This window comes from Mesorhizobium sp. A556, from assembly GCF_054489545.1.
The window spans coordinates 1-14007 of sequence record NZ_JBTMXA010000003.1; the positions used below are offsets into that span (position 1 = coordinate 1).

The 14007-nt window shown below is 62.6% G+C and carries 8 protein-coding genes; 1 reads left to right on the plus strand and 7 read right to left on the minus strand.

Annotated elements, in window-relative coordinates; translation table 11 throughout:
- The first annotated feature begins 462 nt into the window (after nucleotides 1-462).
- Nucleotides 463-2427, plus strand: a complete 1965-nt coding sequence (locus ACX3P0_RS08405) for a peptidoglycan DD-metalloendopeptidase family protein (protein ID WP_459087880.1) — start codon at nucleotides 463-465, stop codon at nucleotides 2425-2427.
- Here ACX3P0_RS08405 and ACX3P0_RS08410 read toward each other — a convergent pair.
- The 7 genes from ACX3P0_RS08410 to ptsP form a co-directional block, all read right to left on the minus strand.
- Nucleotides 2424-3962: an MFS transporter gene (locus ACX3P0_RS08410; RefSeq protein ID WP_459087881.1), complete on the minus strand. Its 1539-nt coding sequence runs from the start codon at nucleotides 3960-3962 to the stop codon at nucleotides 2424-2426. The genes ACX3P0_RS08405 and ACX3P0_RS08410 overlap by 4 nt on opposite strands.
- A 101-nt stretch (nucleotides 3963-4063) precedes the next feature.
- Nucleotides 4064-5509, minus strand: coding sequence for a L,D-transpeptidase family protein (locus ACX3P0_RS08415; RefSeq protein ID WP_459087882.1), 1446 nt, complete (start codon nucleotides 5507-5509; stop codon nucleotides 4064-4066).
- Between the two features lie 202 nt (nucleotides 5510-5711).
- Nucleotides 5712-8321 carry an ATP-dependent chaperone ClpB gene (clpB, locus tag ACX3P0_RS08420; protein ID WP_459087883.1) on the minus strand — a complete coding sequence of 870 codons (2610 nt, stop codon included), beginning with the start codon at nucleotides 8319-8321 and terminating at the stop codon, nucleotides 5712-5714.
- 214 nt (nucleotides 8322-8535) lie between these two features.
- Nucleotides 8536-9423, minus strand: coding sequence for a DUF4167 domain-containing protein (locus ACX3P0_RS08425; RefSeq protein WP_459087884.1), 888 nt, complete (start codon nucleotides 9421-9423; stop codon nucleotides 8536-8538).
- Between the two features lie 299 nt (nucleotides 9424-9722).
- On the minus strand, nucleotides 9723-10634 hold the full coding sequence (gene prmC, locus ACX3P0_RS08430; protein WP_459087885.1) for a peptide chain release factor N(5)-glutamine methyltransferase: 912 nt from the start codon (nucleotides 10632-10634) through the stop codon (nucleotides 9723-9725).
- A 12-nt stretch (nucleotides 10635-10646) separates the two neighbouring features.
- Nucleotides 10647-11723: a peptide chain release factor 1 gene (gene prfA, locus ACX3P0_RS08435; RefSeq protein ID WP_459087886.1), complete on the minus strand. Its 1077-nt coding sequence runs from the start codon at nucleotides 11721-11723 to the stop codon at nucleotides 10647-10649.
- Complete coding sequence (gene ptsP / locus ACX3P0_RS08440; protein ID WP_459082117.1) at nucleotides 11720-13990, minus strand: phosphoenolpyruvate--protein phosphotransferase; 2271 nt, start codon at nucleotides 13988-13990, stop codon at nucleotides 11720-11722. The genes prfA and ptsP overlap by 4 nt, the downstream gene beginning before the upstream one ends.
- Nucleotides 13991-14007: the final 17 nt, after the last annotated feature.

Here is a 14007-nt window from a genome sequence, read left to right on the forward strand (position 1 = left end):
TCGTTCAACTCTTGGCTTCCTAGAAGCGAACCTCTTCGGCGCCGGCGGCGAACCGCCCTCGTTGATGAGGCGTATATAGTCGCCACCTACACGAACTGTCAACACGCATTTCGATCTTTTTCGTGTTTTATCAGCAGAAAGCCGTCAGCCGGCTTTTTCGTAGCCGGCTTATGCGGGGCATTCGCATTCGCAGGCACGATACCCGCGCCAAAACCCTGTCGCAGCCATAATGACGGCAACCGTACTGGCGCTGGTGGTATCCTGATTCCGGCCACGCTTTTGCCCGCTTCATCAGGAAAGAAGACGGAATGCCGAGCATAGGCTGTGCGACCGCCCTTATAGGAATGACGTAAACGGGGATCGAGACGCGGTCGGGTTTCGTTGACTTAGCCCGGCGCGACAGGCAAATGTCACGGATACGTCGAAAGCAGTAACCCGCCGGGGAAGAAGCAGCCGTCCTGGATGCCAGACACGCAAGAGGTCATAGCCGAACTCGGCAACCAGCCGCCGCTCATCGCGGACGGCCGCAGCGGTCCTCCCGACCGTCGCGAGGTTTCGGCGCGCTGGCTGTCCGGCACGTTCCTGACCGGCCTAACCTCCAGCGTATTGATGGGCGTCGCCCTGTTCGCGGCGCTCGACGGACGCCAGCAACTTGCCACACCGCCCGAGATCGCCCAGCTGATCGGCCTGGCCGACGGGGCCGATTCCGGCGAAGGCGCAAAGACGACGCGGCTGGTACCGCTGCGCCAGATCGCCAAGGCCAAGGATCGGCGGCGCATGGAAGTGTCGATGGTCACCAAGGTTGGCGACCGCGACGTTATCCACACCATTCCCTTCGTGCAGATAAAAATGGCGTTGGCCGCTGGCCACACGACGACCCGCGCCTATCCCCCTTTCGATCCGATGCAGGTTTTTGGCGACGACGCGCCGGCCCAGCCGGCCACCAGTACCGCCAGTGCCGGCCAGATTTACGGCGCCAAGGTCGAAAGCGAGATGTCGCTGAAGACCATCGACTTCCCGATCGACACCGCCGCCTTTGACGAAAAGAACGACCTTTCCGCCAACGAGGTGGAAAAGGTGGTGCGGGAAGCCGGCGCCGACCTTGGCGACGGCGCCATCCATGTCGCGGCACTTCATTATGTCGACCCCCAGCGCTTCGGCGACCAGCTGGCGCAAAGCATGGCCGGGTCGTATGGCGTCAAGATCGTGCCTGAAAACGTGTCCGTCTCCCCGCGCGCCGATGCCGACGACCATGCGCCGTTTTTCGCCGAGGAGATCATTCCCTTCACCAAGGACTACGGCATTGCCGACGCCTTCGCGGACTCCGGCTATACCGGCGATGATGCGACCGGCATGGCCGAGGCGATCGGCAAACTGCTGAATGCGTCGGCGCTCAAGGCGGGAACCGTCCTGCGCGTATGCCTGGAAGTCGACGGCGACGTGGCCAAGGTCGTGCGTGCGAGTGTCTATGACAAGACCCAGCATATCGTCACCATCGCGCTGGACGACGACGGCCAGTACGTCCCGGCCAGGGAGCCCGAGCCCAATCCCGAATTGCTGACGGCATTCGACGATTCGAAGCCGGTAGCCGTGCGCGGCAGCCTGCCGAACATTTATGACGGCATCTATCGCGCGGCCTATTCCTACGGAATGACCAAGACGATGACCAAGCAATTGGTCAGGCTGCTGGCGTCGAATGTCGATTTCCAGTCACGCCTTACCGCGTCGGACCGCATGGAAGTGCTGTTCTCCCAGCCCGATAGCGACGATCAGGCATCGGACGAGTCGGAATTGCTCTACGTGTCCGCGACCTTCGGCGGCCAGACACGCACCCTCTACCGGTTCCAGATGCAGGATGGCGAAGCCGACTATTTCGATCAGGATGGGCGCAGCGCCGAACAGTTCCTGCTGCGCAATCCGCTGCCGGCCGGGAGATTCCGCTCCGGCTTCGGGGCCCGGCGCCACCCGATCCTGGGCTATGTGCGCATGCATACCGGCGTCGATTGGGCGGCCCCCGTCGGCACGCCGATCATCGCTGCGGGCAATGGCGTCATCGAGAAAGCCGGCTGGGCTGGCGGCTACGGCAAGCAGATCATGATTCGCCACGCCAATGGCTACGAGACATCCTATAATCACCAGAGCGCCTTTGCCAAAGGAATGGCGGCTGGCGTGCGCGTGCGCCAGGGCCAGATCATCGGCTATCTCGGCCAGACAGGCTTGGCCACCGGCCCCCATTTGCACTACGAACTGATCGTCAACGGCACCAAGGTTGACCCGATGCGCGTGCGCCTACCCGTCGGCAAAACGCTGAAGGGCGAAGATCTGGTCGCCTTCAAGCGGGAGCGCGAACGCATCGACGACCTTTTGAAGCAGGAAGATGCCGATCAATTGAAAGTCGCCAGCGCCAAGGTCGACAGCGGGAGCTAGTTTGCTTCCGGCAGTGAACCTTCACCGGGAATCGTTGTCCAGGCGATAATTGCCGAGAGCAGGCATAATAGCGCGGTAACGGATGCCACCGCTGCGAACGCCGCGTCCCCGGCAGCAATGCGTTTCGCATCGAGCGCGGGCGAAAGGCCGGTGGGCGCCGATTCGCCGAACCCGACGATTGCTCCCGGCATGCCGAACGCATTTGCATACGCCCACGCCGCCAGTGAACCCATCGCGGCAACGGCAAAAAGGCCGGCAATGCGCGAAACGGCGTTGTTTATGCCGGACGCTGCGCCGGTGTCCTTGTCGTCGACGGCCGTCATGACAGCCGTCGATAGCGGCGACACGACAAGCGCCATGCCAAGCCCCATCAACGCGGTCAGCGGGAAAGCGCCGGTCCAGAATCGATGCGCGCCGGAATAGGTCAAGAACGCCAGGCCGGCAAACGCCAAAGCAACCAGGAGATTGCCGGCCGTAAGCGGCAGGCGCGGTCCGGTTCTATCGGAAAAGCGACCGGCCGGACCCGACAAAAGGGCGATGCAGGCTGAGAGCGGGACAAAGATGAACCCGACCTCGCCGGCACTCAATCCCCAGCCGGCAATGAGCAGCATCGGCAGGTAAAAAAGGTTCGCCGACAGCGCGAAATAGAGAAAGAAGGTCACGATATTGGCGCCGGCAAACGCACGGTTCCTGAACAGCGCCAGTTCGATCATCGGCTCACGCTGGCGCCGCTCCCACAAAAAGAAACAAATGAGTAGCGCCATGCCCGCTGCGATGCTCAGCCCTGGAGCGCGATTATGCCCTGCCTCGCTGATCGCCGTGAGCCCATAGGCAAGGCTGCCGAAAGCCAGCGTCGCAAGGGCGGCGCCGCCAAGATCGAGCGAGCGTTTGGCGACCGCCTTATCATTGGGAACCTTGGCCAGCAGGAGGTAGATGGAAATCGCGCCCAGCGGCAGGTTGATGGCAAAGATCGCGCGCCAGATGCTGTCATCGAAGGAAGCCAGCAACAGGCCGCCGAGCACAGGTCCGAGCGCCGTCGTCAAGGCCGATGCCGATGCCCAGATACCGATGGCGCGTCCGCGCTCTTTCTTGGGATAGGCTTTTGCGATGATGGCGAGACTGCAGGGCACCATGATCGCCGCGCCCAAACCCTGGACCGCTCGAAACACGATGAGAAGCGCCGCGCTCGGCGCCAGCGCGCAGGCAAGCGACGCCAGGATGAAGACCGCAATGCCGGCAACGAAGGTGTGGCGCAGGCCGAAACGGTCGCCGGCCGCCCCGCCGGCCAGAATCAGCGCCGAGAGCGTCAGCGCATAGCCGTTGGATATCCATTGCGCGTCGGCGAAACTGGCGCCGAGATCGGCGCGAATCGCGGGAATGGCGATGGCCAGAACCGAACCGTCGATAAAACCCAGCGCGGAGGCAAGGATCGCCGCAATCAGGACGAAGTGACGGCGGTTCTGCGGACAAAAGGCACCGCCATTCGGCGCGACAGGCACGACGGCTGCTTCCTCTTTGGCATGGCTTGGCAGCATCGTCTAGAATCCGCGCTTCACACAAACAGGATGCGCGCGAGAGTACGCCGCCGCAAGTGGGCTTCCCGATGCTGGATCATCGGCGAAACTGGCGATCGGGCTTAATCCATGAACTCCACCGTCACGCCCGGCTTCACCAGTTTGGCCAGTTCGCGCGCGTCCCAATTGGTCAGGCGAACGCAGCCATGGCTCTCGGTCTTGCCGATTTTGGTCGGATCGGGCGTGCCGTGGATGCCGTAAGTCGGCTTGTCGAGCGCAATCCAGACCGATCCGACCGGTCCGTTCGGACCTGGCGGAATGGTCAGCACCTTGTCGTTCTCGCCTTGCTTGAAATTGATCTTCGGGTTGTAGGTATAGTTCGGGTCCAGGGCTACCCGGGATACGGCATGCGTGCCCGAGGGCGAAGGCGTATCTGTGGAGCCGATCGTCGCCGGATAAGCGGCGACCAGTTTTCCCTCCGCATCGTAGGCTCGCACCTGCTTCATGGCCTTGTCGGCAAGGATACGCGCTACCGGAGTGCTGACGAGCCTGCCGAAATTGGCGACCTTGATGATCGTGCCCGGCCGGTTGAAATTGGCTTCTGGATTGAGCGCCTTGAGATAGTTCTCGTCCATGTGGAACCGCTCGGCCAGTGCCTCCGTAACCGTCGTAAAACTGAGCCGGTCGAGCTTTGCCTTGTCGCTGTAGTCTGATGGCACCGAAGCGACGTAAGGACCGGCAGCGTCTTCAGCCGTGATGGTATAGGAGGCAAACGCATCGCCGCCCGTGCGCGCCAGCGCCTCGGTTATGCCGACCGTGTCGGTCGTCCTCAATTGCGTGCCGGTTATTTCCCGATAGGCGGCAAGGGCCTTGTCGACATTGGAGCCGAACCTGCCGTCGATGACGCCCGGCGAAGCGCCGACGCGATCCATCAGGACTTGCAGCGCCGCCACGTCCTCGCGTGCGCCGAGCGCCAGATGCGAATTGAGCTTGACAGCCGGCGCATCCCCCGGATGCGCAGGCACGACCACAACCTCCGGCTCGGCCGGATCGATAGAGGCCTGATCAAGCGGCTCGCTGGTAATCTTCCCACGCTGCACGTCGCGTGGCGCCTGTGGCTCTTCCGGGTAGGCCTCGCCATAACTTCCGTCGTCCAGCGGAATGGCCTCGCTATACGGATCGCTTTCCTGCACGGGCGGGTAGAGGCCGCCTTCCTCTTCCATCTGCCTTCGACGCAGCCGCGCCAGGTCTTCGGGATCGTCCAGATAATACCGGTCATCCCGTTGCTGGCGCAACTGGCGGCGGCGTTCGTCCAGGCGAAGGGATCGGCGGTCGAGACGGGTTTGCGGTGGCTGTATCGCGACCACCTTGCCGGTGAAGGAATCGACGATCACCCGATTGCCCTTGCCGTCGAAATAGACTTCGTAGTCGCCATTCTGGGCAACGATAATGCCAGGCTCGGCAGTCGGCACCGTTTGCTCCTGCCCATCCGGAGATGGCACCGCAGCGGCAAGCACCGGCGACGAAACCAAGGCAAATATCGAAAGGGTGAGTAACATGCGAAGCATGGCAGCTATTCCGGGTCCTGTTCGCCGTCGCGCGGCGCTATGCTCAACTGACAATCCAAAATAGGGTTCCAACATGAACCGGGCATGAAAATGGCAGCTACCGCTGCGCCGTATGCGACAAGGCGCCGACCGCAGGCTTTAGCCGGCGAATCAGCGCCTCGATCTTACCCGAGCAGGCCCGCGAGAACAGTGGCCCGCGAAATCAGGCGGCGTCGGCCTCCGCGACGAGCGTGGGCTTCGACCTGAAGTTCAGCCGGTCGGACCCGGCCGTCACCTTGACGGTAGAACCGTCGAGGATGTCGCCCATCAGGATTTTCTCCGCCAGCGGGTCTTGCAGTTCCTTCTGCATCGCCCGCTTCAGCGGCCTTGCCCCATAGGCAGGGTCGTAACCCTTGGCCGCCAGCCACTCCACCGCATCCTTGTCGAGGTCGAGCGTGATCTTGCGGTCGACAAGCAGGCTTTCCAGCCGCTTGAGCTGGATTTCCACGATGCGGCCCATATCCTGCCGGCGCAGCCGGTGGAACAGGATGATCTCGTCGATCCGGTTGAGGAATTCCGGCCTGAACGAGGCGCGCACGACGTTCATGACGTCGTCGCGCACCAGATCGACATCCTGGTCCTCGGTGAGATTGACCAGATATTCGGAACCAAGGTTGGAGGTCATGACGATCAGCGTGTTGCGGAAATCGACCGTACGGCCCTGCCCATCGGTCAGCCGCCCATCGTCAAGCACCTGCAGCAGGACGTTGAAGACATCGGGATGCGCCTTTTCGATCTCGTCGAACAGGATGACCTGATAGGGCCGGCGCCGCACCGCTTCGGTCAGCGCACCGCCTTCCTCATAGCCGACATAGCCGGGAGGCGCGCCGATCAGGCGCGAGACCGAATGCTTTTCCATGAACTCCGACATGTCGATGCGAACCATCGCGCTTTCGTCGTCGAACAGGAAGTTGGCCAGCGCCTTGGTCAGTTCGGTCTTGCCGACGCCAGTCGGCCCGAGGAACATGAACGAGCCGAGCGGCCGGTTCGGGTCCTGAAGACCGGCGCGCGCACGGCGAACGGCTTTCGACACCGCCTGCACCGCTTCGCCCTGGCCGACGACGCGCTTGCCGATCTCGTCTTCCATGCGCAAGAGCTTGTCGCGCTCGCCTTCCAGCATCTTGTCGACCGGAATGCCGGTCCAGCGCGAGACGATGTGTGCGACGTGGTCGGGCGTGACCACCTCCTCGACCATCCCAGGTCCTTTTCCGTCATGGGACTCGGCTAGCTTCAGCTTCTTTTCGAGTTCCGGGATCGTGCCATAGGCAAGCTCGCCGGCGCGCTGGAACTCGCCCTTGCGCTGAGCAATCGCAAGTTCGTTGCGGGCATCGTCCAGATTCTTCTTGAGATCGGCGGCATGCCCGAGTTTCTGCTTTTCGGCCTGCCATTTCGTGGTGATCGTGGCCGATTCCTCTTCAAGCCCGGACAGTTCCTTTTCGAGCCGGACCAGCCGGTCCTTCGAAGCGTCGTCGGTTTCCACCTTCAGCGCCTCGCGCTCGATCTTGAGCTGCATGATACGGCGGTCGATCTCGTCCAGCGCCTCCGGCTTGGAGTCGACCTGCATGCGCAGCCGCGAAGCCGCCTCGTCCATCAGATCGATCGCCTTGTCGGGCAGGAAACGGTCGGAAATGTAGCGGTTGGACAGGGTCGCCGCCGAAACCAGCGCCGAATCGGATATGCGCACCTTGTGGTGCTGCTCGTATTTTTCCTTCAGGCCGCGCAGGATCGAGATGGTGTCTTCTACCGACGGCTCATCGACGAACACCGGCTGGAAGCGGCGTGCAAGGGCGGCGTCCTTTTCGATATATTTGCGGTATTCGTTCAGCGTGGTCGCCCCAACGCAATGCAACTCACCGCGCGCCAGCGCCGGCTTCAACAGGTTGGACGCATCCATCGCGCCGTCCGCCTTGCCGGCACCGACCAGCGTGTGCATCTCGTCGATGAACAGGATGATGCCGCCGGCAGCCGACGTGACTTCCGAAAGCACGGCCTTCAGCCGCTCCTCGAATTCGCCGCGATATTTGGCGCCCGCAATCAGCGCGCCCATGTCGAGCGCCATCAACTGCTTGTCCTTCAGCGATTCCGGCACGTCGCCATTGACGATGCGCAGCGCCAGCCCTTCGGCGATCGCCGTCTTGCCGACGCCCGGCTCCCCGATCAGCACCGGATTGTTCTTGGTGCGGCGCGACAGAACCTGGATCGTGCGGCGAATTTCCTCGTCGCGCCCGATCATCGGATCGAGCTTTCCCGCCCGCGCATCAGCGGTGAGATCGCGCGCATATTTCTTCAGCGCGTCGTAGCCCTGCTCGGCCGTTGCCGAATCGGCGGTGCGGCCCTTGCGCAAATCGCTGATTACCTGGTTCAGCGCCTGTGCGGTGACGCCGGCCTTGGCCAGAATATCGGCGGTTTTCGCCGACTTCTCCATGGCAAGCGCCTGCAGCAGCCGCTCGACGGTGACGAAACTATCGCCGGCCTTCTTGGCCAGTTCCTCGGCGGTCGAAAACACCTTGGCCAGGGGCTGCGCCAGATAAAGCTGGCCGTTGCCGCCTTCCACCTTGGGCATGGCTTCGAGTGCCGTCTCGACGCCAAGCTTGACGTCGCGCGCATTGCCGCCGGCGCGTTCGATCAGCGACGCGGCCAGGCCCTCGTCGTCGTCGACGAGCACTTTCAGGATATGTTCGGGGGTGAATTGCTGGTGGTTGCGCGACAGCGCCATTGTTTGTGCGGAATGGATAAAGCCGCGCACGCGCTCGGAGTATTTTTCAAGATCCATAATCGTCTCCCTTCCGTCACCGGCCCGCTTCGCGGCACCGGATCGGACTGCGGTGAGGAACCCGCCAATGTGGCCGAGTCCAGTTCGGGATAGATATGGGGCGCGATCTTCTGTCGCTCAAGGCTCGCGACCTTGCCGCCGGCAAAAAACCGGACGGCCGAAAAGCAAAACGGCGGGTGATGCCCGCCGCTTACTTTGGATTGACCCTAGCCGATCAGCTTTCGCTGACGGCCGGTTCGACTGCGGCGGCTTCCGCCGGCGCTTCCGCACCTTCGGCCGCCGCACTGTCAGCGCTCACGCGTGGCCGGCGCGGGCGGCGCGGCCGCCTCGGCGTCTCGGCTGCGGCTTCGTTAAGCTCGGCGCGAGCGGCCAATTCGGCAGGTGACAGGTGTTCGGAGGAAGCGACAGGCGCGGCAACGGCCTCAGAAACATCGTCCGCCGCAATCGCCGGCGACGCATCGGACGAAGCCGGCGCACCGTTTTGCCGGTCCGCCTCGTCTCGCGATCCGTTCTGTTCGCCACGCGACTGGTGATCGCCGCGCTGGCCATTCTGGCCATAGCCGCGACTGGGCCGGCGTTCGCGCTGGCGACTATTTCGCTCCTCTGATCCGCCCTCGCCGGCAGATTCGGTATTGAGCGCGATTTCGGCTGGCGTGCCCTCGATGACAGGCTGCGGGCCCGATCCGTTGTTGGCGCGCTCGGTCGACGAGTCAGCCTGCGCATTGTGGCCGTTGTTGTCGAAATCGTCGCGATCTTCGTCGCCGTCGTCGTCAAAATCGTCGCGGTTATTCTGGACGTTCTGGACGGGCATCTGCGCCTGCGCGGCGGCAATGATGCGGTTGTAATGTTCGGCGTGCTGAAGATAGTTTTCAGCCATGACGCGGTCGCCGGAGCTTTGGGCGTCGCGCGCCAGCGTCGCGTATTTTTCGGCGATCTGCTGAGCCGATCCTCGGATCTTCACATCCGGGCCGTTGCTCTCATAATTACGGGTCAGCGGGTTAGGTCCCTTGCGGTTGTTATTATTATTATTGTTGCTGTTGCCGCCACCGCCGCCATTGTTGTTGCGACCGCGCATGCGCCTGTTCTGCTGTTGTGGCCTCATCAGACTCTCTTCATTGTGGAAATTTGAAAAACTTCTTGCAGACGGCGGCGCTCATGCGTCCTGCCGTTTCGGTGTTTCACCGGTATTCGCCCGCATCGATTGCGTTGGCGCTACTTGCCATCCTGCTCGGTTGCGTATCACTTGCCAGACGGTTCCCGCTCGAAGCTTGGCGTCGTTCGCACAAGGGGCAGATGTTTCCAAGGAACCCGAATCGTTGGAGCACTGCCTGCTTCGTCTCGTCCGGTAAAAAAACCCTAGCGGTATTCCCTGGCGTTGCCAAGCGTTTTTTCGCTGCCGTTTCAGTCTATTTTACGGGTAATTCCTGCATATTTGCCTGCAGATACGAAGATCAGCGCCCGGTCATTCCCGGCGAGATCGCAAAACGCTTCAGCAACAGTAAAACCCGCCATCCCGAAGACATTGGCTACGTCGTGTTTTTGCGTACTACCGATTTCCACGGCAACAGATCCGCCCGCTTCCAGATATTTCTGGACCTGACCTGCAATGATACGATAGGCATCAAGCCCGTCTTCACCACCGTCCAAAGCCCGGTGCGGATCGAAACTGCGCACCTCGACCTGCAAGTTTTGTACGTCGACGGAGCTTATATAGGGCGGGTTGGACACGATTACATCGTAACACCCTGAAATTTTCGAAAACCAGTCCGACTGGAGCGTCATGAAGCGGTCGGCAAGCCCCAGTTTCGCGGCATTGCGCATTGCGGTCGCAAGCGCGTCGCTGGAAATATCGACGCCGGTTGCAGTCGCCTGGGGAGCGGCAGCGAGAAGCGCCAGCGCAATCGCCCCGGTTCCCGTGCCGAGATCGAGAATTCGGCATTTGCCTTCACGCGCGACGACGACCCGCACCAGCGGCAGCACAGCCTCCACCAGCGTTTCCGTGTCTGGGCGGGGTTCGAGCGTTTCCGCCGACAGGTCGAGTCGCAGGCCATAAAACTCGCGATAACCCAGGATGCGATGCACCGGCTCGCCCGAAATCCGGCGCTGCAAAGCCTGGTTTATCGCTTCGACAACAGCCACGTCGACCAACCGACCGGGTTCCGTGATCGCCTGGGTTCGCGTCGTGCCGGAAAAGTGTTCCACCAACAGACGCGCATCGAGCACCGGGGTTTCAACGCCCGCATCGCTCAATCTTCGCCGTGCTTCGCGATGGAGTGCAGCCAGCGATAGCGGGGCCTGGGCGGGCGAATTCATAGCCCGACAGCCTCAGTTTTCAACGATATCAGCGAGCAGCTTTGACTGATGATCGGCGATCAGCGCGTCGATAATCTCGTCCAGTTCGCCCATCATTACGCGCTCGAGCTTGTACAGCGTCAGGTTGATGCGGTGGTCGGTAACGCGCCCTTGCGGAAAATTATAAGTACGGATGCGCTCCGAGCGGTCGCCAGATCCCACCTGCGACTTTCGCGACGACGAACGTTCCTCGTCGGCGCGGCTGCGTTCGAGGTCGTAGAGCCGCGCGCGTAAAATCTGCATGGCGCGCGCCCGGTTCTGGTGCTGCGATTTTTCCGCCTGCACCACCATGATGCCCGTCGGCAGGTGCGTGATGCGCACGGCCGAATCGGTGGTGTTGACGTGCTGGCCGCCCGAACCGGAAGCCCGCATCGTGTCGATGCGGATCTCGTCCGGCTTGATCTCGATATCGACCTCTTGCGCCTCGGGCAGCACCGCCACGGTAGCCGCCGACGTGTGGATGCGCCCTTGTGCCTCCGTGGCCGGAACGCGCTGTACGCGGTGCACGCCGGATTCGAATTTCAGATGGGCAAACACGCCCCTGCCGGAGACGGTCGCGATGATTTCCTTAAAACCGCCGGCATCGCCATCGCTGGCCGTTACCGTCTCGAAACGCCAGCCGCGCTCGGAGGCGTAGCGCTCGTACATGCGGTAGAGATCGCCGGCAAACAATGCCGCTTCGTCGCCGCCGGTGCCGGCGCGGATTTCGAGGATGGCGTTCTTTTCGTCGGCGGCGTCCTTGGGCAGCAGCAGTATCTGTATATCGTTCTGCAAGCCCTCGATGCGCTCCTCGACATCCGGCAGATCGGCTTCGGCCAGCGCACGCATCTCGGCGTCGGTGCTCTTGTCGGCGAGCATCGCCTCAAGGTCCGCCTGCTCGGCCTCGGCAGCGCGCAACTCCCTGATCTTGCCCACCATGTCCTGGATTTCGGCATATTCCGAAGCCATTCTTACATAGGCATCGGGAGCCGGGCCGGCCGCCATCTGCGCTTCGAGCATGTCGAAGCGCTTGACGACTTGGTCCATGCGGTCGCGCGGAAGAGTGATCATAGGGGAATCGAGCGATCGTCGGCAAAGGCCTGCAACAGCGCCCGCATCGGCAGGCCGTTCGCCGGCGCGGAAAGGTTATCGGTGAAAAAGCGCTGCAATTCTTCCAGCGGCAGTTCGGTCAACATCGCCTTGACCGGGCCGATCGCGGCGGGCGACATGGAAATGGAACGGTAGCCAAGCCCGATCAGTGCCATGGCCGATATCGGCTTGCCGGCAAGTTCGCCGCACAAGGTGACCGGTGTAAGATTGCGATGACCGGCATCGGCGATCTGCTTCAGCACGCGCATGAACGGCACCGACAACGGGTCGAAGCGGTCGGACACCTGCGTGTTGCCGCGGTCGACCGCCATGACGAACTGGAACAGATCGTTCGAGCCGACGGAAACGAAATCGACGGCCTTCATCAGTTCGTCGAGCTGGAACAGCAACGCCGGCACTTCCAGCATGGCGCCAAGCTTCAGGCTGGTCGGCAGATGATGGGCAAAGCGCGACAGATGCCGCACCTCGCGGTCGATGATCTCGCGCGCTTGCGCGATCTCGCCGAGTTCGGTCACCATCGGCAGCATCAGCTTGAGTTCGCGGCCCCCGCACGCCTTGAGCAAAGCGCGGATCTGGGTACGCAACAGGCCCGGCCGGTCGAGCGTCAGCCGGATCGCGCGCCAGCCGAGCGCCGGGTTTTCCTCCTGCACCGATCCTTTAAAGTAAGGCAGCACCTTGTCGCCGCCAATGTCGATGGTGCGGAAAGTGACCGGCTTGCCGCGCGCCGCGTCGAGCACGTCGCGATAGAGCTTCTCCTGTGCTTCCGCACGCGGGAAGGTCGAAGCCACCATGAACTGCAATTCGGTGCGGAAAAGCCCGATGCCGGCCGCACCCGCCTCCGCCAGTTGCGGCAGGTCGACGGCCAGCCCGGCATTCATCAGAAGATCGACCTGGACGCCGTCCTTGGTGATCGATGGCTGCTTGCGAAGTTCCCGGTAAACTTCCTGCCGGCGTGCGCGGAAGCGTACCTTCTCGGCATAGGCGGCCTCCAGATCCGCCTGCGGACGCAGATGGATGATGCCTTCCTCGCCGTCGACGATGATGTCGTCGCCATTCTCCGACATCGAGACGGCGCCCTTCATGTGGCCGGCGACCGGAATGCCCATGGCGCGCGCCACAATGACGACATGGCTGGTGGCCGTGCCGTCCTCCAGCACCAGTCCGCGCAAGTTCTCGCGCGGATAATCGAGCAGTTCCGCCGCCCCCATCGAGCGGGCGACGATGATGGCGTCCTTCGGCAACCAGGCCGCCACGGCTTCAGGCCCACGCCCCATCAACTGGCGCAACAGCCGGTTGGCGAGATCGTCGAAATCGCTCATCCGCTCACGCAGATACGGATCGGTCATGTGGATCATGCGCGCGCGCATGTCCGACTGCACTTTCTCGACGGCAGCCTCCGCCGTCAGGCCGTTGTGGATCGCCTCTTCCAGCCGGCGCACCCAGCCGCGGTCGTTGGCGAACATGCGATAGGCTTCCAGCACCTCGCGGTGCTCGCCCTCGAAGGCAACGTCGCGGCGTTCCAGCATGTCGTCGATGGACAGCCTGAGCGAGCCGAGCGACGTTTCCAGCCGCCGCACCTCTTCCTCGCTGTCCTCGTTGAACAGATTGGTGACGACGATGCGCGGCTCGTGCAGCACGACCTGCCCAAGACCGATGCCCTCGTTGAAGGAGAGGCCGGTAAAACTGACCGGACGCTTCAGGTCGAGTTCCAGTCCCTGCCGGTTGAGCCGTGCCAGGTCGCCGGTGGCGATCATCTCGGCGATGACCATCGCCGTGGTTTCCAACGCCTCGACCTCGTCGTCGCGATAGGTGCGCATGGTCTTGTTCTGGACCACCAGCACGCCCAGCGTGCGCCCTGCCCTGAGCACCGGCACGCCGAGGAAGGAATTGTAAACTTCCTCGCCCGTTTCCGGCAGATAGGCGAAGGCCGGGTGCTCCTGCGCGTTGGACAGGTTGAGCGGGCGCGCACTCGCCGCGATCGAGCCGACAAGCCCTTGCCCCAGCCGCAACTGCGCCAGGTGGACGGCTTTGGGATTCAAGCCTTCCGTAGCGTAAAGCTCAAGCACCGAATCGGAGCGCAGCACGTAAAGCGAGCAGACCTCGGCGACCATGTTGGAGGCGATGTCGCGCACAATCCGGTCGAGCCGCTCCTGCGGCTCCATCGGCTCCTGCATGAGCTCGCGGAGCCGTTTCAGCAAAACGCGCGGGCCGCTGGCCGTATCACGCATCGCGGCTTGTTCTCCAA

Coding starts and splice junctions, on each gene's coding strand:
- ACX3P0_RS08405 (WP_459087880.1), top strand. CDS start 463: ATGCCAGACACGCAAGAGGTCATAGCCGAACTCGGCAACCAGCCGCCG.
- ACX3P0_RS08410 (WP_459087881.1), bottom strand. CDS start 3,962: ATGCTGCCAAGCCATGCCAAAGAGGAAGCAGCCGTCGTGCCTGTCGCG.
- ACX3P0_RS08415 (WP_459087882.1), bottom strand. CDS start 5,509: ATGCTTCGCATGTTACTCACCCTTTCGATATTTGCCTTGGTTTCGTCG.
- clpB (WP_459087883.1), bottom strand. CDS start 8,321: ATGGATCTTGAAAAATACTCCGAGCGCGTGCGCGGCTTTATCCATTCC.
- ACX3P0_RS08425 (WP_459087884.1), bottom strand. CDS start 9,423: ATGAGGCCACAACAGCAGAACAGGCGCATGCGCGGTCGCAACAACAAT.
- prmC (WP_459087885.1), bottom strand. CDS start 10,634: ATGAATTCGCCCGCCCAGGCCCCGCTATCGCTGGCTGCACTCCATCGC.
- prfA (WP_459087886.1), bottom strand. CDS start 11,723: ATGATCACTCTTCCGCGCGACCGCATGGACCAAGTCGTCAAGCGCTTC.
- ptsP (WP_459082117.1), bottom strand. CDS start 13,990: ATGCGTGATACGGCCAGCGGCCCGCGCGTTTTGCTGAAACGGCTCCGC.